Below are 20159 nucleotides of genomic sequence, written 5' to 3'. Positions count from 1 at the left end.
ATCAGTACCCCGACAACGTCGCTTCAAGCTCTTTCTTCACATCAGCCCTGAGTTCGGGCGGTCCAAGCACTTCCGCCTGCGATCCCAACGAGAGTATCCATTTGACAACGTCGTGACGGCCGGAGGTGTTCAATTGGACGATGACCGCGCCATCCGATTCCTCCGCCACGACCCGTTCTCGAAAATACGGGCGCTCCAGTAAGTACCGGGCTTGATCGGCCGACACGCGAACCGTCGCTTCTATGGGGTCATCGGCTATGATGCCGAACGGTTCGCTGAGCCGGGCCCGAGCATCGAAGTCCTTCGGCTCCTCGAATCCGTCACTGGTCGGGGCGACCTCCCGAACCCGTTCAAGGGCCAGAATCCGGATGTCGTCATAGGCGGTTGTCCTGACGAAAAGATACAAGCCGCCCGAGTATTCAAAGAAATACAACGGATCAATCTTGAACCGCGTCTCCCTGCCCTGTTGAAAGGAGTGATACCTGACGAGGCAGGTCCTGCGCTCGAGCATGGCTTCGACAAGCGAATCCAGTATGCCCTCCTTCCCCGAATAGTCTTTCGCCCATTTATTGGAAGACCCGAACAAAGGCCCCAGCTTGCTCAACGAGGCGAACAACCCTTCCGGCACAAATGCATCGAGCCGCGAAAACAGCCGATTGAGAGTGGTCTCAATTTCCGTTCCTTTGAATACCGTGGCTTGAGACCGCAGCAATTGAAGGGCAACGATGTCGGGAAGCGATATGGTGAAGTCGGGCAGGTTCAATCCGGCCAGCTTTTGCCGGGAAGTCTCATCGATTTTCCATCTCTTGGCGCGCTGGCCATGTATTTTTTCTTCATACACCGGCACACCGATCCCCTGAATGGTCTCGAGCATGCGGTAGGCCGCTTTCCTGTCGTTCCTGCCGAGCACTTCCATGAGCTCATTGATGGTCGTGCCGTTGGTCTTGCTCAGGGCCTGGATGCCCTTGAAAAGCTGAATTATCTGTGTCCCGCGCATTCTGCCGCCATGTAGCTAAAGTTCGAAAACTTCCCCGTCATCCAGGACATGAACATTGGGGAAATACTCCGCATACGCGTTCTTGTGCTCGGTATGGAGCGGAATGACCGTTTGAGGCTCGACGGAACCGACCAGCCGCATCAAGTCCTCGCGCACGGCGTGTCCGCTGGTATGGATCAGCCTGAACGTCGAGTTCTCGCGCCCCTTCAGGCTGGCCGCTTTTGCATTGTACTGCGGCGTCCCCTCCTCAAGATATCCGGCCCACTGCGAATAGATGATGGTCGAGGATATCCCGGGAAGCCTGTCGAGGATGTCGGCCAGCCAGTAATCACTCAACTTGATGAGATATTTCGACGGAGAATCAACGAGGTTCTGCACCCAAAGCTCATTCCCGGAGTTGTAGAGGTCCTGGAGGAAGCCGCCAAAGAACTCGGCGTGCTCCTTCACATTGCGATAGTACCCGGCCGCGGGCCTGTTATGGGAAAGCACGCGCATGCCGTCCCAATTGATGTCGGGGATGTTGGCTGATAGCTGTTGGGCCAACCTCAGGATCCACGCCGTGTAGATGTCCACGACAAGGATTCTGCCGGACCGCTTGGCGGCGCGGAATGCGGAAACCATCCGGTCGATATTCTGAGCCGAACAATTGAGGCACACTATTCCGCTTTCCGCACGAATGGCTTCGACCATGCCTTCTTCCACTTCACGCTCACTGGCGAACGCAGAATTCCCTCGATCCATCATGGTCCCTTCAAGAAGGATGGCGTCCATTTTCCTCGGCAGACGGGAACACAGGTAGTCGAAGGTCTTGGACTTTCTCCCGTGAGCGCGAAAATCGCCGGTGTAGTAGACGACGCGCCCTCCCGCCTCCAGCAGGAAACCAAAGGCATCGGGAGAGGAATGGTCGGCCAGGTATGGAGTGACGGAGATATCTCCAACCCGAAACGTTTTACCAGCTTCCAAAGGGATGGGATTGTGCGTCAGCAAATCGCCGGTCTTCGTAAAGAGCCTCAGGCTTTGCGCGAACTGCCAGGCGACCTTCCCCATGTACAGAGGGACATCTTCCGGCAATCTTTCGACCAATCCGTAGTGGTCCTGATGGCTGTGTGAAATCAGCACGCCCGCATAGGCGTCGATGTCGGCGGGAAGTGCGGCCGGGGAATCATCAAGAGGCGTTCCGGCATCAAGCAGGAGCCGAGTGCCGTTGTATTCGACTTCGACACAACTGCCGCCGATCTCGTTGGTCCCGCGGTGGATGGTTATACGCATCAGGCGGACTGCCTTGCCAAGGTTGATTTGAATTCGTTCACGTCCAAAAGGCACTCCTCGAACAGCCCATAGCCCATGAAGGACGATATTGCGAAACGGATATCCGCATATTGCCGCAGCTCCGCAAATGCCGTCTTGAATGCATCGGATGCAAGTTCAGTGGCCAAAGTGGTGGACGCCGGGTCGTGATTGGCAAGCAGAAAGATAAATTCGGGCCGGTCATCAAGCGCAACGACTTCGTTTGTGTTCCCCCCCTTTGAGAAGAGGACGAGCCCAAGCTCCCGCTTCTGGTTGAACTGGGTCAGAATCGTCGCCTTGATGTCTTCGGCGACCCGTTGATCCCGCAGACAGGAACAGGTCTTTTCAAGATGGTCAACCAGCCCCGCAGCCCCCGTCAACGCGCTGTCGCCATACTTCACTTCGACAATCGCCAACTTCGGCCTGTACCCCTTGGAGAGTTTCCGCGCCCCGGAAGTGCTCACCCATTTTATCGCCATCACATCAAACTTCGTCGTGACGGCACCCACATTCTTCTCGAACTCCACATCCACGACGAAATAGTCCGTAGCGTTTGATACCGAAGAGTAGCTGTTCTCGCGAGAAATCAATTGTTGGAACTCGCGCTCGGTTTTTTTGTATTTGGAAAAGTTATAATCCATGGCCAACTTCATGGATTGGAATTGCGCGACACATTCATTTGCTGTTTGTACATTTGTTATGGGGGGCACCAAGGGGATATCCAAATGAAAATCATTGAGATAGCTTTTATCAAATGAAACGTCATAGGAATATGCGGAGGATTTCGGCGCAATGCCTACAAGTTTGCCGCCACGGTAGTATACATGGATTTCGTTATTGCGGATTTGTAGATCCAACGTATGGTCTTTCTTCACCCGTTCCAAAACAGGCACCAGTTTCCCGGCATTCAGATCATCAATAAAAAATCTCTCCAAACCTCTGCCCATGGCTGCCTCGCTATATATGTATTTGCCTTTGGTTGCTTAATAAGGAGAATGGCATTCTCCCTGCGTCCCTTCAACGGGACCATGCCAACCCTGATCTTGTGACATCGGGACGTCCGACCGGTACGGCCGGGCCGGCGACACCATCTCAAGCCACCCCAGCCGGAACTGGAACGACATTTCCTTCTTCGGCGCGTTTCAACCGGTTGAAAGCGCATGTCCGGTTACCCGGCAGGTGACAACCATGCCGATGCTTCCATGGATTTGCCGGATTGGATCATACAGACCAACTGAGGCGATTTCGGCCCCACAAAAAACTTTTTTTGTGGGGCCCGAAACGCCCCACGTAGTGGCTAACCTGTCGTTCATAGGCCCAACAACGTGCTCCTCGAACGAGCCGTTGGACGCATCACGACAGGAGATCAACATGCCGATGGATTTTGAAAGCTTGGCCCACGGGAAAATCCCGCCATTCGACCTGCTCGCCGAACACGCCGTGCTTGAAGGTGTACTGCGAAACAATGCGATATTCCATGAGATTATTGATTTATTGAATCGACAATCCTTCTACCATCCCGACCATGGGGCCATATTCGCTGCGATGACAACGTGTTACGACAACAACGAACCCATTGACGCGAATACTGTCCAAACGGCCGTGGAGGCGGAAAATCGGAACATTTGTCTCAGGGAGTATTTACATACCTGCACACCTGAGGGCGGTTCATTGTCGCCTCGCGACATAGTAAAATACGCCGAACAGGTCCGGGACAAGGCAACTCTGCGCAGCCTTATCCAATTAGGTAATAAGATAGCAACCATGGCGTACAATTCTCAGGCTCCGCTGGTCACGTTGAATGAGGCTGAAAAAGAACTATTCGAGCTCAAACGAAAGACCAAAACCTTCGACAAACCAGCAGCGAGTGAAGTCATAATGTCTGTCCTTGACACCATTAACAGCAAATTCAAACAGGGTAATGCGGGGCCGGGACTCAAGACGGGATTCGAGGATTTGGACTCCCTGCTGTCGGGCTTGAGAAAAGGAAGCCTGACGGTCCTCGCGGGACGGCCAGGCAACTGCATACAACCCTTTGCGCTCAATGTTGTTCTGAAGGCAGCGTTGTCAAACGTCCCTACATTTTATGTTTCACTCGACAAGCATCATGACCGGATAATGGAAAAGCTGCTTGCGATACATGTGGGTATCCCGATCATGAAGATACAAACGGGACAACTCGTTGAAGACGACTGGCTTGAACTGTACAAATCCGCCGGCAGGATATCCCGAAGCGGTTTGTTTTTCGACAGCGCCCCGGCGTTGTCTCCATTTGAGATATCCTCGCGCATCAGGCACATGAAAAACGAACATGACATCGGCCTTGTCGTCATCGACCGTGTGCAGCTGATAAAAGACATGGAGCATCCGGCGGGCGGTCTGGAGCAGGAAGCTGCCGCAATCTCTCGGGCACTGAAACATCTGGCTTCCGAGTTGAACATCTCCATCCTTGTTTTGTCGGAACTCAATTCCGAAGTGGATGAGCGCCAGGACAACGAGCCGAAACTGTCGGACCTCCTTTGCCATGGAGCCTATGAACAGGCCGCGGATACCATCCTGCTGCTCTACAGGGATGCCGAATATTACGAAGGCGATGAATCCTTGACGGACGGTGTGGATGTTCACGTCGCCAAGAACCGTTACGGGCTCTGCGGCAAGATTGAATTGCTCTTCCACCGCGATTGTCTGCGGCTTCGGGATCTGGGCACGGGTGATCCCCTTTTCAACGGCTGAGCACTTGTTGAATGTCGAAAGAGGCCCGGAAGAGCGGCGCAACCCCGAACACGTCCACCCTGAAACCGTCGCGGTGATCCGGACAACCGGGACCGCTTCTGTTGACGGCCGATTGTCCTCTTGGTACCAAATCCAGGCTTTCGATTGGGATCCGAGTGAAAAACCACACGCATCCTGCGGACCGAAAAACCAGGGTATCCATCTTGAAAACCGACTCCCTCATCAGCGGCTTCATCAGAAGCGCCGATTCATATCCCGATAATCTCGCCCTTTTTGTGGACGACACGCCCTATACCTACAGGGAATTGGCGTCCCGCGTTCAATGCATCGCCCATGAGATACTTGGGAAGGACAACGACAGCAGGCAGATCGGGATATACGCCTACCGCTCGATCCACATGTACTCGGCCATTCTCGCCGCCCTCCTGTCCGGGCATTGCTATGTCCCCCTCAGTCCGATCTTCCCGCAAAAACGCGTCCAGAACACCATCGCCAAAGCGGGCACGAAAATCATCCTGACCGACGGCGCGCACCTTGCCTCCCTGCTGGAACTGCTCGCCGAATCGGACGAAAGCCATTCGATCATCGTGCTCGGCGAACATGAAGAGGGGTTGCACATCCCCGATCAGATTTCGCTCACGAGCATCCCCGAGTCGCGGCTCAAGGCCCTGTCCGCCGAGGACGCCCCGCTCGGCATGCCGACGGTCGATCCCGGCGACATCGCCTATCTTCTCTTCACCTCCGGCAGCACGGGAGACCCGAAGGGTGTCGGCATCACGCACCGCAACGCCCTCAGCATGATCGCCGCTTCCATCGACCGATACCAGTTCAATCAGGAAGATTCGTTCACCCAACTCTTCGATTTCACTTTCGATCTCTCCGTATTCGACATCTTCGTGCCCCTGACCGTGGGCGGCTCGATCTTCTGCGTCCCCAAAGGCGAAATGATGCTGCCCCATCGTTTCGTCAACAAGCACAAGCTCTCCGTCTGGTTTTCGGTTCCGGCCGTGGCCGTTTTTCTTTCCAAGTTCAAACTGCTCAAGCCCGACAGCCTTCCGCACCTGCGGCTCGCCCTCTTCTGCGGCGAAGCCCTGCTGGAAAGCTCCGCCAGGGACTTTGCCCTGGCCGCCCCCAACGCGATTCTCGAGAATCTCTACGGGCCCACCGAAGCCACCGTGTATTTCACCTATTACACTTACTCGCCGGGCACGGAACTCGGCGCGGAGTACAAGGGGATCGTGCCCATCGGGAAGCCCCTCCCCGGCCTGGAGGCCGCGATCGTCGATCCGAACCTGAAGCCCGTTGCCGACGGGGAGGTCGGAGAACTGTGCCTCGCGGGTCCGCAACTCGCCCCGGGCTATTGGCGCAATCCCGGCCTCACGAACACCAAATTCTGTCCCCTGAACACCTCGGCCCGCGAACAGGACAACCGTTGGTACCGCACCGGCGACCTTGCCCGGCTCGACGCGAACGGCGACATTGTCTTCATCGGCAGGATCGATGACCAGATCCAGATCGCGGGACACCGGGTCGAATTGGGGGAGATCGAGCATCTCTTGCGGAAATCGGCCCGCCTGGAGCATCTGGTCGCCATCGGCCATAGGCCCACCCCGGACATTCCGTATGAAATACTAGTCTTTTACAGCGGCAGCCCGGAAACGGACCTCGACGCGGTCTGCAAGGAGAACCTGCCGACGTACATGCAGGTCAAACGGTTTTACCAGGTCGAGACCATGCCCCTCAATGCAAACGGAAAGGTCGACAGAAAGGCCCTGCTGGCCCGATTGGCTGAATGATATCGGGTCGATCAGGCCCCCCGCCTTCGGCCAAGGCGCGGAAACGCCGTTGTCCGATCGACGACATGAGGGAAGCCGCCCCTATCACATCGGATTTGTTGAATCCGAATCCGGGGGGTATTGACTTCGAAGAAAATTAGAAGCAGTTTTCGATCAACGTTCGCGTTGACGCATTGCGAGTAAGGTTGTTCAACAATTTTTCCATCGCCGAACAACTCAAAGGTAGTACCGCATTCCACACGATTGCAACGGACAGAGGCCAGACCGCCCTCGTATCGGGGCGAACCGACCGGAGAGTCGCCGCTGGTATTCGGCTCCATCCCGGTCCTCATGGAATGGCCTGTTTTTATGAGAAAAACCGAGCGCAGGCCGGTACCGGATCACATTATACCTGGAAGGCTCTCCGTCGTTGCCCGATCACCTGTTCACCGGGATCACACAATGCATTACGATTTCAGATGGCAACATCGACTCTCCCGAAAATGCATACCCTCCGGCAACAACGCCCTGACCGACAACCATCCGCAATCCGTTCACGAACGATCCGGAATACAATTTTAACCCGCCCGCAAAGCGTATAATTCCCATGAAAGAACTATTCCTCGTACATTGCGTTGATACGGAAGGTCCTCTCTATGAGTCTTTGACGGCGACTTTCGAACGGATCAGACAGACATTCGGTCTCAACTTCAAGCCCTCGACGAATCAGCTGAATCGCCTGAAGGCGGGAAAAGACGTCCCCGAGGCATTGCGGGCCAACGTCATGGATTTCGTTTCCGACGCGCGGCTCGACTACAACGCCACCTGGACCGAAGTCGATGCGATGCTTCATGAACTGATGTCGGACGACTGGCGCATGCGGCACGCGGACGACTTCGGCAATGGATACGTCTTCTCCTGGTTCGTCATGGACCACGTGGGATTCACCACGAACCCCCGGCAGCGCGCCCTGGGATTCCATGCCGTCTACGAGCATTACCAACAGATCCTGAGCGAATACACGCCGGAACACGATGCCCTCTATTGGCATTTTCACCCGGTGCCGTTTTCCCATGCGGCCAACAGGGCGTCCTGCAATTACAGCTTCACCAACTGCCACATCGAATCCATCGGCCGCCGCCTGCTGGACCACCTGGATTTCCCCTCGGCCTTCCGGCCCGGACTCCATTGCGAACGCCCCGACATCCACCTGTTCCTCGAGATGTGGATTCCCGTCGATTTCGGCAACCAGGCCATGCCCGAACGCGCCGAGGACGCCATCCAGAAGGATGTGAGCGGCGGCAGGTTCGGCGACTGGCGCCGGGCGAAATCCACGTGGGGCGTCTACCACCCCGACTGGTACGACTACCAGAAACCGGGGGGCATGAAGCGGTACATCGCCCGTTGCCTCAACCTGAACGCCCGCATCCGCCCCATCACGCGGGAGGAGATAGAGCGGGCGTTCCGACAGGTTCGGAATGGCGAGCCGACGATCCTGTCCGTCACGAGCCACGACCAGAACAAGATGGGCGCCCCCATCACGCGCTACATGGACCTGATACGGGACGTGCAGAAACAGTACCCCGAGGTCCGCATACGCCACGCCAACGCCGTCGATGCCGTCCGGCGGGTCTGCGGCGTTCCCGAGCAGTCCCCTGTCCGCTTCGACATTGCGTGGACCGGAAACCGGGTTGACGTCCGCGCCGACAAGGACATCTGGGGACCGCAGCCCTGGATGAGCTTCAAGACTCTGGATCAACGGTATCTGCACGAGAACATGGACAGGCAGGACGGCAACCATTGGAGCTTCACCTTCGACGCCGACTCCATCCCGCTGGGGAGCCTCGAAGCGATAGCCTTCGCCACCAACGACAATTATTTCAATTCGTCCGCGTACCGTATTCCCATCGTTGACGGGAAGCCCGGCGAACCGGAAAGCAGCTTTCGCAACCACAAGGAATAATTGTATTGAATCTATACATTACGGTTGAAATAGCATCTCGCGAACTCGAAGCGAAGACTTTCCTGGCCTGTTGTGCGGCCCAGGAGGGTTTTGATGTCTATATCGGCGCCGAAGACATGATCCGGCGGCTGGCCGTCCTCGGAGAGCCCGGCATACTCCTGGACAAAAGCATCCACTCGGAATACCCCCCGCTCTTCAACTTCCTGAAACGGCTGGGACATCGCATCGCCGTCAACGACGAAGAAGGCCTCTGCATCAATCCCAAGCAATACAGCCTGTTCAATCTGACCCCGGCGGTTTCGGAGAGCGTGGACATGTTTTTCGCATGGGGCTCCCTGCAAAGGGATCTGATGGTCAGCCGTCTGCCGGACATGGCCGACCGCGCCCACGTCACGGGCAATCCGAGGCTGGACCTGCTCCACCCCCGGCTCAGGAAATTTCACGAACGGGACGTCCGGGCCATACACGACACGTTTGGCCGGTTCATACTGATCAACACGCGCTTCACCACCAACAACAACACCATCGGCGGCGAGGCGATGAAGGAGCGGTTCCTGTCGGGCAAGCACGGGCCGAACATAGAATACCTCATGAAACGCTACGAGGCCGATGAACAGTACTTCTACGCCTTGATCGACTCGCTGAAGCGCCTCTGCGTCCGGTACCCGTCCCGAAACTTCGTCCTGCGGCCCCACCCCGCCGAGAAGCTGGAGCCGTGGTTCGAACTCGCGCGGGACTATCCCAACCTGCACGTCGTCCGGGAAGGAAACGTGCACAAGTGGATCCTGGCCAGCGACCTGATGCTGCAAAACGGCTGCACCACGGCCATCGAGGCCTTCTTGCTGGGCACTCCATGCGTGTGCTATCGACCGGTGCAATCGGAACTGGATGAATGCTTGCCAAACAAGATTTCGTACCACATCCTCGACTTTGAGGAGCTTTGCCGCTGTGTCGAGGGAGAATTGGATGAACGGATCCGGTCCAAGCGGCCCGAGTGGGAAAAGGTCCTGGCTCCGTACGCCCATCGCAGCGGGGCGGAACTGTCCTCTCCGCTGGTGCTGGAACACCTGCGGGCGCTGGCCCGAATGGAACGCGCCAGGGAACCGTTTTTCAGTTTGCGGACGCGATTCGACGCCCGAATTCGCCACTGGAACCGGATGCTGAAATGGCAAATCAGAAAGATGAAATCACAACCTGACAAGTTGAACCCCAAATGGCCCGCCCTCAGCCTGGAAGCATTCAGGGAGCTTGCCAACCGCTTCGTTTTTTTCGACGATGGGTTTGCCTCTCTGGAGATCACCCAGGCCTACAAGGACTGCTTCAGGGTAACAAGAGTAGGAAAGCATGCTGCCTAAATTGACGCCGGAACAGTGGGCGGAACTCCACGCCCAATCATTTGTCGCCACGCCCCAATGTTGGCTTTCCTGTCGCGGCGGGTCCTGCTGCAATATGAATCTGGTGGACGACATTGCGTTCAACATGCTGCCGACCTCCGGGACGACGTTGATCTTCATGGGGGATGAGTATGACTACTTCAAGTCCAGGATCGAGGATATGGACCTCCCCGCCAAAGAGATGCGGATGGATTTCGGGGAGGATGAGGACCTGCGCATTGTCACGGCGCATTGCGGCCTGAACGGCAGCTGCTCCGAGTCCTTTCCCAAACCGCTGCTGTGCAAGATGTATCCGTTTGTGCCCATCGTGGGACTGGACGGTTCCCTGGAAGGCATCCTGAGCGGGTCGATATACGACTGGACCTACGAGGCCAAGGGATGGACATCCTTTTGTCCCTCAATGGAAAACAATGCATTTTTCCTGGACCAGTGGACGCGGTTGCTGAACGAGATCGACATCCTGTCGCATCCGTATATCATTTTTCATTCACAGGCGATCAAAGTCCTTTACACCGACTACGTCGAGCACCTGCGCGCCGACAAGCGCCTGATGGAGCTGGAAGGCGGCAGATTCTGGAAGAGCTGGGAGCTCGCCTACCTGACGGGCAAACTGTTCTCCATGGACAGCGTCAAGGCGAAAATCAAGGCCGTATACAGAAAGATTGTTCACAAGGAAACTGGCGCTGCCGGGGAATAATACCATGAATAAACCCTATACATACGACGACCTGATTGAAGCCTACAGCACCGTTGGAGTCCGCCGGGGCGCAACGGTCATCCTAAGAACCGACCTGCTCCGGCTGGGCCCTTACGAAAAACGGGATCGCAACAGCATCCTCGAAGCGCATTTCAATGCCCTGAGCGAGCTTATCGACTTGAAGCAGGGAACCCTGGTCGTCCCCACGGCGTCCTTGTCCCTGTGCAACACGGATATCCCGTACGACCCGGACAACACGCCGAGCGAAACCGGCCTGCTCACGGAATACATCCGCCGGAAACCGGAGGCCGTGCGCAGCTTCCACCCCTTCGTCTCCTACACCGCCATCGGCAAAAACGCCGACTACATCTGCAAGGACGTGTCCCGCCACGCCTTCGGGCCGGAGACGCCGGAAGCCCGCGTGGTGGAGCTGGATGGGCTCTGCGTCTGTCTCGGGAAGGACATCCGCAACATGGCCCTGATCCACCATGTCGAACATGTCATGGGGGTTCCCTACAGGTATACGAAAGAGTACATGCACCCGATCTCGATCAACGGCGAAGTCTCCATCCAGCCCTTTTACAGGCACGTCTGGTACGAGCACTGCGGCCTCAAACGCGATGGGGTGAGGAAGATCGTCGAAGAGCTGAAGAAAAGGGGAACCAGCATACTGAAGGCCCCCATAGGCAAGGGTTTTGTCTATTCGGTGGGCGCAAGGAATTTCTACGACGAGTGTACCAAGATTCTGGCCAAGGATATATACATCTGGCTGAGAGTGTTGCCGACTTCGAGGCCCTATCAAAAGTAACCGGATCAACCCCGGAGGGAACTTATGTCCAACGTAGCGAGATACACTTTCAAACGGCAGGGGAAACGTGACTACGTCAACAGCACGATGCTCCTTGAGGCCCTGCCGACCGTCCTGAAACAGCTTGATTTGCCCATGTACGATGAGGTACAGATCACCTTCCGTGGCGTTCTGAAGGCGCAAGTCGAGTTCAGAACCGAGATCGAACGCGACCAACCGGTGCTCATCACGCTGAAATCAGGTGACAAATCCTACAGGATCGGCGTCGTCGAGATTGACGAACCCCTGACCGAGATCGGTCCCGACGATGCCAAGCAATACCTCAAGAACGTGGTCATTGATTCGGACGAGGCCGTCCTCAGCGATTACCCGCCTCATTTGTATCCCGCCATCTGCATGGGCCTCGCCGACGCAATGATCGCGGAGTCCACGGATTCCTCGGACGGAGGCTTCTGGTGGCTCGCCAAGGTGACGTACTATGTCCCCCCCGCTTTCTTTGAGAGTGCCCCCGAGCTCCGTGGGTCTACCAAAAACATGATCGCCAACAAAATGATATTGAATGAAGTGAAGGCCAACGGCCGCGTTGTCGCAAGCATTTATTCCACAAGGACCAAATAATGGCGATTGCAGTCCACTCAATTGGGGTCCACCTCGCGGAAAACACCATCGACAATCTGGCGCGGGCGGAGGAACTGGGCGTAACCAGGGAATTCATTGAGCGAAAAGTCGGCTTTGAACAACTCCGTCGCCGGGGAAGCGAGGAAACCGTTGTTTCCATGTGCTGTGCGGCGGCGGAGGATCTCCTGGCCAAGTCCCCGATTGATCTCGGGCAGATCGATTTCGTCAGCGTCTGCACCCATCACCCCGACATGTACATCCCGCACATGTCGGCACGCGTGCACGGGGCGCTGAAGCTGAGCAAGGACTGCGCCACCTATGACGTGGGCCTCGCCTGCTCGGGCTACGTCTACTCTCTGGTGATGGCGAAGAGCTTCATGGAGGCGCAGGGTCTCAAGCATGGCCTCGTGTTCACCAGCGACCCCTACTCCGATGCGGTCGATCAGACCACCCGGAACGAAGACATCTTCGCCAGCGACGCGGCCACCGTGACGTATCTGGCCGAAGACGGCGTCTTCGACATCGGCCGCGGCACCTTCCACACTTTCGGAGAGATGGGAGACGCCCTGATCCACACCCACGACGACTATCTCAGGATGGACGGCTTCGGCATCTACACCTTCGCCTTGCGCAATGTGCCCCCCAACATCGAGGAGTGCCTCAAGGCAAACGGCCTGGAACAGGAAGACGTCGATTGTTTCGTCCTGCATCAGGCGAACAAGTATATCGTGGACTGCCTCCAAAAACGGATGAAGCTCAGACCGGAAGCGTGTCCTTTCCTGGCGAATCGCCATGGCAACACCTCGTCGTCAACGATTCCCATCGAGTTGTGCAGATTTTTTGAATCAAACGAAAACAACCTCATGCTGACGGGGTTCGGGGCCGGCCTGAGCATCGCCTCCGTCCCTTTAAGGAGAAAATAATGAGTTCCATAACACGGGAAGCAATCATCGACATCATCCGTACCGTTGATCCTTATGATGTCGATTATGATAATCTGGACTCCCAGAAACGACTTCAGGACCAGGGTATGGATTCACTCGACATGATGAATCTCTATTTTGAAATCGAAAACGTGTATGAAATTTCCGTCACCATTGATGAGGATGACGACGCCGCAACGAATTGGTCTTCCATAGAAAGCATCATCGCATCCATCGAAAAGATAAGGAATGCATAATGCGGCGGAGCATCCTCTCGCCACGAGACGAGGATGAATCGGTGCTTTCGAGGTAATATACCGGCAGGGACCTTCCGCAATATCGGGAGCCATTGAAAGCCCTTGCCCTCCGTTCGAATCGGATTTCGGAACCGGCCCGGACATCCGGGCGTTGCGCCGACGTGCCGTCATTGGAGGAAGGACCTCACGACCTCGAACGGGACCGCCGTTCAACGGGATGTTTGTCGAGTCGCGCCTCGGCGCCGCACTGCATGCGCGGCTCGTCCGCCGGAGGGTATCCCCCCTGCCGTCGTGGACGCGCCCACCATGAAGGCCCGCCGCGAGGGACACGTGACGGCGGGGACGGGCCATTTCGGAGGCGCTTCCGGAAACGAAAGGCGGCGCCTCCGCTGCCTCCACTCTCCCCCCTGCGTCCCGTCGTCCCGCCCACGGCGGCCCTTCAAGACCATTCTCGGCAACCGTCCCCTGGACCGGGACGGAACGACACCACTTGACGGGACGCAACGTATCTACGTATGGCCTCCATGATCATTATGATTGGAACCCCATCTCCCGACGGCGGCGGCCTCGAGGCAAATTCGATGCCCGCGAGTGGACCCGACATCCGAGCGACCACGCCGGAAAGATGACCATATCATCGATGAACAACAGCGATTTTCCATGATTGCGCTGGCGGAAGCGCCTTGAAACAAACGACATATAGCAATAAATCAGGATGGGTTACACATGTTGACGTATGATGAATTCAAAAACTTGTTTTGGAAGAACTTTGAAGAGCAATTCAAGAACGTGGGGATATCGAGTCTCGCCGTGTACGACGACACGTCCTCCATCTTTGAAGACAACATCATCGATTCCATTGCCTTGCTGCACTTCGCGATGGAGCTGGAACAGGACGGCTATACGTTCAATTTCGGAAATCTCGAAGAGAACATGACCATTTCCCTGGTGAATCTTTTCAAGGTGCTTGAAAAGGAATAGTCCGGCGTGGACATCGTATCGGCAACAAGAGCGCCCTTGCAGACAATTCAAACCGCACACGCTACCCCCCTGTAGGCGACACCATGCAATCCAACTTATTGATAATGCACATCGGGTTACATAAAACCGGAACGACCGCCTTACAGGAATTTCTCTCACTCAATCGGGATCAGCTCGCCCGGCATGGCATCGTCTACGGCACCAAGAACCATTTGCTTTCCGAATGCTGGCCTTCGGACGACGACTCCGACAGCCTGGTGGCCGAACGCTGGGAAAACACCCGGCAGGCGATCGCTTCCGCGACATCGGAGACGGTCCTCGTCAGCAACGAAAGCCTGAGCACACGGCTCTACGGCAACCCGGCGAGAATCGACCAGATCAGACAGTATGTGGGCTCGCCGCGCATCAAGGTGATCCTGTATCTCCGCAGGCAGGACACCCACCTCGAATCCATGTACCGGCAGGCGATCCGGGGCGGAAAGCGCGTGATCCCCTTCGGGACGTCGGCCATCGACGAACTCTTCCATCCCAACTACTACGACTATGAAACGATGGTCGATTTTTTCGCGGAACAGTTCGGAAAAGAAAATATTATCGTAAGGTGTTACGATAAAAAAGCATTTGTCGGCGGCAATCTTTTCACCGACTTCGCGGACGCCTTGGGCATTCAGTGGGACGACTCGTTCAAAAGCCCGCCGCGCGGCGTCAATACGAGCATGGACGCCCGACTGATGGAGTTCATGTTGCGGGCCAACGCCACCCTGCCGGAAGAGGGCGGCCAGTTGCGTGAATTCAAGGAACTCATCGACGTGGTGGAAAAGCTCCACTTCACGCCCCCCGAGAACAAGCTGCTGACGCCGCGGCAACGGATCGAATTTCTCCGTTCCTGCGAGGCCGGGAACAACGCGGTCGCCGTCAAGTATCTCGGCAAGGACGGTCCGCTCTTTTCCCCGCCGACCGAGGCCCAGCTCTCCCCGCCGGAACAACTGACGTTCGAAGACCTGTACGACCTGATCTTACGCCTCAACGATTGCTGGTGCGACGGTCTCGGCGCGGTGCCGTTTCCGGTCTACAACTATCTGAAGATGCAGCACCTGAAGAGAAAGATCAGACACGCCCCGCCGCTGAAGAAAGGGCTGCTCTCGCTTCAGCTGGCGCTCCATGGTCTGCTGCACGGCATCAAGCTCTACGTCGTGCCAACACGCTGGCCGGGAAAATCGCTGAAAAAGACGATCATGCGCTACATAACGAAAGACATCATTCTCACGAACCGGAAGAAAGGCTGAGGTATCCCCCGCTGGATCCCCAGCTTCCACGGTCTGCGGCTCACCTGCACGCCGCCGTGTTCGGGACGCGGACAAATCCTCCCATCGCGACAGGAAAAGACAAGGGTTTACGGAGATGCTCCGTAAACCCTTTTTGCATTCAGGCACACCGGAACAGGCCCCGAATGCGGAGAGGCCGTAACGCCGACTCTCCCCGGCCGCCCGCCTCTCATGATTCCTGGGCGCCATAGGCATGTTCCGCCTCGTCCGTGTCCAAAGGAAACGCGGCGATGGCCAGAGTCCCCTCGCCCGGCACGGACTCGATCTTGACCACACCATGATTCGCCTCCAGAATCTGCTTGGCATAGGCCAGCCCCAAGCCGGCGGAAAACTGTTTGGTGCTGAAACCAGGCTCGAATATCCTGGGCAGCGACTTCTGAGGGATGCCTTTCCCCCTGTCCGAAACACGAAAGACGGCCATATTGTCCTCGCGGAGGACGGAAATGTCGATCGTATCCCCTTCGGAAGAGGCTTCGATCGCATTCACGATGAGTTCGGTCAGGCCGCTCAACAGGCTCCGGATGTCGAGGAACAGCCAGAATTCCTCCTCCAGTCGGGCCACGCGTACCCCAACCCCCGAGGCCTCCGCCTTTTTTATGCTGATTCCTTCCAATTCGGAAAGGACCTCTCTGCCGGAAACCCGTTTCATGAGTTGCGGCAGATCATGCCTCACCTTCATGATGCCATCGATAAGGCCTTCGAGCTTTTGCGATTCCTCGACGATGATCCTGAGATGCGCAGCCGAGGCCTCGTCGTTTTCGAGTTTACGAAGCAACAACTTGGCGAAATTGGCGATGGTGAAAATCGGATTCCGCGTTTCATGAGCCAGTTTCGCCGCCATCCTGTCGCATACGGCGTAGCGTTCCAGCAAAATGATCCGATCCCGGTTTCGCCGTATCTCGGCAAACGCCCCAACGAGTTTGGAGTTGGCCTGTCTCAACAGCAAGAACGCCTTTTCCACAAAATGATAGTAAAAGGTGATCGCTGCTATGATGACGAACGTGATGGTATTGAGCGCTCCGCTGTATGGACTGATGGACAGCCACAATTCCCGGTGTCCGGTATTGACCAGGACATTGCGCACGATATGTCCGACACCCCGCCCGACGGAAAAGGCCGCCAGCGCCAGCGTGAACATCAGGAGATACGACCACAACAACTGCCTCGGTTCTTCGCGCAACAACCTGTATGCATAGCCGATGGCGAGAAACGACAGCAGGATCATCGAGGACGATCCCAGGAAATCGACCAGGACAACAGGAAATTCGGGTAAATACTGATTCATTGGCGCTCCCTGGCAAAAGCCCTCAGCCCCAACAAAAAGTAGAGCATGGCGGGAACCGCCAACAGGTGATCGAATTTGCAGACATAGAGGACAAGCCCCTTCCACCCCGTGGCATCGGACAAGGCACGTTCCCAGCAGGTCGAACCGCCTGCAAAGACGGGAACGGACAGCATCTCCTCCAGGCAGTGACCCGTAAACGCCACCACATTCCAGCCGGCGAAAAGCAGACAGGATATGGTCACATAGCGCCATCCCCGGGACATGAATTCGGCTTGACCCCGCAAGCGGAAATACAAAAGGATCATCGCCACGAAAAACAACACGTGACCGAACTGATGCGCATACAGGCCTTCAGTCCCGCCATGTGTCTGGATCGCCAACGCCTCGGACGGGAAGATCAACGGCACCCAGGCGGCCAGCACGGGCAACAACGTCCGAATGCGCATTCGCGCGTTGCGTCCGTACCCCGCATGAAAACGCCCCGTTCGTATCCAGCAGCCATCTCCGTCGGAAAAACAAATCATGGTACCCACCTTCCGGATTATTTGGCATCTACACCAAATTACCGGCATGCAGAAGTGGCGACAATGATAAACAGCACATTCAACACGGAGACGCTCCCGCCGTTGACGCACCTGTATTCACGGCCAACACCGCAAGGCTCCAGACAGATTGCGAAAAGGACCGCAGGTGGTTTGCCGCCCGACGCGAATCGTGGGGGCGGAAAGACGCGATGCCTGATGGAGCTCGGCAAAAAGGAGGCGGGATGGATGCGTTCCGCATCCATCCCGCCTGGTAAACGCCGGTGCGCCCCCTGGGGTCGGAGGGGCGTCCGGAAGGGGACCGGTCCGGTTGAGGACCGGGGTTACTGCATGGCCTTCTTGATCACGTAGGCCAGTTCGAAGATGTCCTCGCCCACGCGCAGGCTTTCGGCGATGCCGCGCGAGTAGATGAACTCGGGCCCGCGCATGTTCACGAAGATGTCCAGATCCTTGAGAAAGCGATGCGCGGTCGGGCTGTCGGGACCCTCGGCCCCGGCCTGCTCGATCACGGCCTCCTCAATGCGTCGACGCATGACCGGACGCTGGTCCTCGCGGACCTGGTCCACCAGTTTGCTGACGATCATTTCACATTGTTGCATGTCGTTACTCCGGGAAAGGCGGCGGCCAGGGACGGACCGGGGCCGCCGCCGGATGGACTATGCGCCGTGCGCGGCGGGGAAGAAGGCTGCGCTGACGAAGTAGAGCACCACCAGGGACACGACCCCGATGATCAGGCTCCAGCGGATCAACTTGATCTCGATGGGCTGCAAAGGCTCATACTCCATTTTCCCCATTTCCTCGGCAATGTTGTGTTCTTCTACCGACATTATTTCGCTCCTTGTTCGTTGAAGGGGACGAAGTCCATTCCTAGGCGACCGGCGGCTTTACGCCGTGGAAGAACAGCCAGGAGATGAACAGACCGATCCAGATGATGAAGCCGCCCAGGCAGACGATGTAGACCGCCGCCAGCTTGCCGATGCCCTCGGCCCACAGCTTCTTGAAGTTCGAGACCATGCCGATGGTGAAGAAGGTCAGCACGAAGAACAGGCCCCGGAAGACGTGGGTCCCGGCGATAGTCGCCTTGCCCAGCGGAATGAGGTCCTTGTTCGTGGCGCAGATCAGCAGCATGACCAGGAAGGTGACCACGTAGCCCACGACGAAGCGGGGGAACCGGTCCAGGACCTCGCCGATCTTCATGCCGCCCTGGCCGGGCTTGCATTCGATGAACGTGCACCACACGGCGGCCAGAACGAAGGCCCAGATGCCGATGAACACGTCGATGAAGATCTTGATGGTCGTGGTGGCCATGGTGATCCAGCCGGCCTGGTACTGCACGCCGGTGTCGGCCAGGACCTTGGCGCGGATCAGCGCGTCGGTGATGGCGCCCGAGGCGACCGCGCCGCCGTCGGACTTGACCGCCAGGCCCATCCAGGCGCCGGCGACCATGGGCTCGCCGCTGAGCCACCACTGGGCCACGAAGGGCAGGACCAGCATCTCGATGCAGGTGAAGACGACCACCAGCGAGGAGACCATGATCGGCACGATGGGCCGGGCGCGGATGGAGCCGCCGGTGGCGATGGCCGCGGACACGCCGCAGATGGAGATGCCCGACGCCAGCGGCGCGGACCATTCCTTGCTGAACTTGAAGTACTTGCGCGAGACGTAATAGACCAGCGCCCAGTAGATCAGGTAGGCCTCGACGATGGCGCACAGGCCGCGGAAGATGACCGCGGAGGCCAACCCCATGGCGTCAACGGCCTTGACGCCGAGTTCGGCGCCCAGGATGACGATGGCGATCTTGATGTACATTTCGGGCCGCAGGGCTTCCTTCATCTCCTCGGCGAAGCCGGGGAAGAAGTTGCCGATGACGATGCCCACCACCAGGGCGACGATGAAGCCCGCCTCGCCGGTCAGGCCCATGGCCCAGGTCAGGCCGAACTTCTCGAGCTTGTCCGGGGTGGCGGCGATGACCGCGTAGTGGCCGAGCGCCCAGCAGATGATGCTCAGGAAGAAGACCACGGTGAAGGACTTGACGAACTTGGGCACGTCACCGCCCAGGAACTTCACGCCGAAGCTCAGGAACAGGGTGATGAACGCATAGGTCAGGAACAGGGACGCGTACCCGTTCAATCCGCCGTAATCGGCCTTGGCCGTCACGGAAAAGATCTGTCCGGGGGTTATCCAGGTGTTCGTGCTGACGCCCCAACCCAACAGGTCCACCCCGGCAAAACTGAACATGCCGAGCCCAAAGAGAATAAGCCCCATTATCAATGCGAGCTTGTCCTCGGTAAGCCACCGTTTTTCCGCCATAAGAACCTCCTCATTGTCACAATCGGTTGACGATGGTTGTGAAAGCATACCTCCGACCCCTGCCCCGTCGCCGGGGCGAAGGATCAACGAAAGCCGATTCCGTCGGCTCTGAAGCGCCAGCAAAGCAAAAAGGGTTCCAATGAATCTGATTTTTCAACGCATTAAAATACTACAATATTTTTGAATGAATCCGACCGTGGGTGCTGCCTTGCGGCTACACCCTGCCACCGGAAGGACGCAGCCAGGCCCGCCCAAGTTGCATTC

19 protein-coding genes are annotated in these 20159 nt (G+C 57.1%); 11 read left to right on the top strand and 8 right to left on the bottom strand.

Annotation, left to right across the window (positions count from 1 at the left end; translation table 11 throughout):
• Nucleotide 1: 1 nt before the first annotated feature.
• The 3 genes from DND132_RS01005 to DND132_RS00995 are packed head-to-tail and all read right to left on the bottom strand — an operon-like array spanning nucleotide 2 to nucleotide 3231.
• Entirely contained in the window at nucleotides 2-997 is a 996-nt protein-coding gene (locus DND132_RS01005; protein ID WP_014320846.1) for a helix-turn-helix transcriptional regulator, read from the bottom strand.
• Between the two features lie 15 nt (nucleotides 998-1012).
• The gene (locus DND132_RS01000) at nucleotides 1013-2266 is read right to left on the bottom strand and encodes an MBL fold metallo-hydrolase (RefSeq protein WP_014320845.1); all 1254 of its coding nucleotides are present in this window, start codon (nucleotides 2264-2266) and stop codon (nucleotides 1013-1015) included.
• Nucleotides 2266-3231 (bottom strand): hypothetical protein, encoded by a 966-nt coding sequence (locus DND132_RS00995; RefSeq protein WP_014320844.1) that lies wholly within the window; start codon nucleotides 3229-3231, stop codon nucleotides 2266-2268. The genes DND132_RS01000 and DND132_RS00995 overlap by 1 nt, the downstream gene beginning before the upstream one ends.
• 424 nt (nucleotides 3232-3655) lie before the next feature.
• On the opposite strand from DND132_RS00995, the gene DND132_RS00990 reads away from it, so the two are divergent.
• The 11 genes from DND132_RS00990 to DND132_RS00940 all read left to right on the top strand — a co-directional run bounded on the left by DND132_RS00990 (nucleotide 3656) and on the right by DND132_RS00940 (nucleotide 15719).
• Nucleotides 3656-5017, top strand: coding sequence for a DnaB-like helicase C-terminal domain-containing protein (locus DND132_RS00990; protein WP_014320843.1), 1362 nt, complete (start codon nucleotides 3656-3658; stop codon nucleotides 5015-5017).
• Between the two features lie 203 nt (nucleotides 5018-5220).
• Nucleotides 5221-6813: an amino acid adenylation domain-containing protein gene (locus DND132_RS00985; RefSeq protein WP_014320842.1), complete on the top strand. Its 1593-nt coding sequence runs from the start codon at nucleotides 5221-5223 to the stop codon at nucleotides 6811-6813.
• Nucleotides 6814-7576: 763 nt separating this feature from the next.
• On the top strand, nucleotides 7577-8755 hold the full coding sequence (locus tag DND132_RS00980; RefSeq protein WP_148266918.1) for a hypothetical protein: 1179 nt from the start codon (nucleotides 7577-7579) through the stop codon (nucleotides 8753-8755).
• A 5-nt stretch (nucleotides 8756-8760) separates the two neighbouring features.
• Nucleotides 8761-10110, top strand: coding sequence for a surface carbohydrate biosynthesis protein (locus DND132_RS00975; RefSeq protein ID WP_014320840.1), 1350 nt, complete (start codon nucleotides 8761-8763; stop codon nucleotides 10108-10110).
• A complete protein-coding gene (locus DND132_RS00970; RefSeq protein ID WP_014320839.1) occupies nucleotides 10100-10846 on the top strand; it encodes a hypothetical protein in 747 nt (248 codons plus the stop codon). Before DND132_RS00975 ends, DND132_RS00970 begins: the two co-directional genes overlap by 11 nt.
• 4 nt (nucleotides 10847-10850) lie before the next feature.
• Nucleotides 10851-11654: an AAC(3) family N-acetyltransferase gene (locus DND132_RS17475; RefSeq protein ID WP_014320838.1), complete on the top strand. Its 804-nt coding sequence runs from the start codon at nucleotides 10851-10853 to the stop codon at nucleotides 11652-11654.
• A 24-nt stretch (nucleotides 11655-11678) separates the two neighbouring features.
• A complete protein-coding gene (locus tag DND132_RS00960) occupies nucleotides 11679-12272 on the top strand; it encodes a hypothetical protein (protein WP_014320837.1) in 594 nt (197 codons plus the stop codon).
• Nucleotides 12272-13195, top strand: coding sequence for a ketoacyl-ACP synthase III (locus DND132_RS00955; RefSeq protein WP_014320836.1), 924 nt, complete (start codon nucleotides 12272-12274; stop codon nucleotides 13193-13195). Before DND132_RS00960 ends, DND132_RS00955 begins: the two co-directional genes overlap by 1 nt.
• Nucleotides 13195-13452: an acyl carrier protein gene (locus DND132_RS00950; protein WP_014320835.1), complete on the top strand. Its 258-nt coding sequence runs from the start codon at nucleotides 13195-13197 to the stop codon at nucleotides 13450-13452. The genes DND132_RS00955 and DND132_RS00950 overlap by 1 nt, the downstream gene beginning before the upstream one ends.
• 726 nt (nucleotides 13453-14178) lie before the next feature.
• Nucleotides 14179-14433 carry a hypothetical protein gene (locus DND132_RS00945; protein WP_014320834.1) on the top strand — a complete coding sequence of 85 codons (255 nt, stop codon included), beginning with the start codon at nucleotides 14179-14181 and terminating at the stop codon, nucleotides 14431-14433.
• An 83-nt stretch (nucleotides 14434-14516) separates the two neighbouring features.
• Nucleotides 14517-15719 carry a hypothetical protein gene (locus DND132_RS00940; RefSeq protein WP_014320833.1) on the top strand — a complete coding sequence of 401 codons (1203 nt, stop codon included), beginning with the start codon at nucleotides 14517-14519 and terminating at the stop codon, nucleotides 15717-15719.
• Between the two features lie 208 nt (nucleotides 15720-15927).
• On the opposite strand, the gene DND132_RS00935 is transcribed toward DND132_RS00940, so the two are convergent.
• The 5 genes from DND132_RS00935 to DND132_RS00920 form a co-directional block, all read right to left on the bottom strand.
• On the bottom strand, nucleotides 15928-17043 hold the full coding sequence (locus DND132_RS00935; RefSeq protein ID WP_014320832.1) for a sensor histidine kinase: 1116 nt from the start codon (nucleotides 17041-17043) through the stop codon (nucleotides 15928-15930).
• A complete protein-coding gene (locus DND132_RS00930) occupies nucleotides 17040-17567 on the bottom strand; it encodes a hypothetical protein (RefSeq protein WP_014320831.1) in 528 nt (175 codons plus the stop codon). The genes DND132_RS00935 and DND132_RS00930 overlap by 4 nt, the downstream gene beginning before the upstream one ends.
• Nucleotides 17568-17908: 341 nt before the next feature.
• Nucleotides 17909-18184 (bottom strand): hypothetical protein, encoded by a 276-nt coding sequence (locus DND132_RS00925; RefSeq protein WP_014320830.1) that lies wholly within the window; start codon nucleotides 18182-18184, stop codon nucleotides 17909-17911.
• Nucleotides 18185-18241: 57 nt separating this feature from the next.
• Complete coding sequence (locus DND132_RS18405; RefSeq protein WP_014320829.1) at nucleotides 18242-18412, bottom strand: hypothetical protein; 171 nt, start codon at nucleotides 18410-18412, stop codon at nucleotides 18242-18244.
• A 40-nt stretch (nucleotides 18413-18452) separates the two neighbouring features.
• Complete coding sequence (locus tag DND132_RS00920; RefSeq protein WP_014320828.1) at nucleotides 18453-19895, bottom strand: putative sulfate exporter family transporter; 1443 nt, start codon at nucleotides 19893-19895, stop codon at nucleotides 18453-18455.
• Nucleotides 19896-20159: the final 264 nt, after the last annotated feature.

It is taken from the genome of Pseudodesulfovibrio mercurii (assembly GCF_000189295.2).
Classification (GTDB): Bacteria; Desulfobacterota; Desulfovibrionia; order Desulfovibrionales; family Desulfovibrionaceae; genus Pseudodesulfovibrio; species Pseudodesulfovibrio mercurii.
The sequence above is the reverse complement of the archived record's forward strand: the minus strand, read 5'-3'. Positions and strand labels throughout refer to the sequence as shown.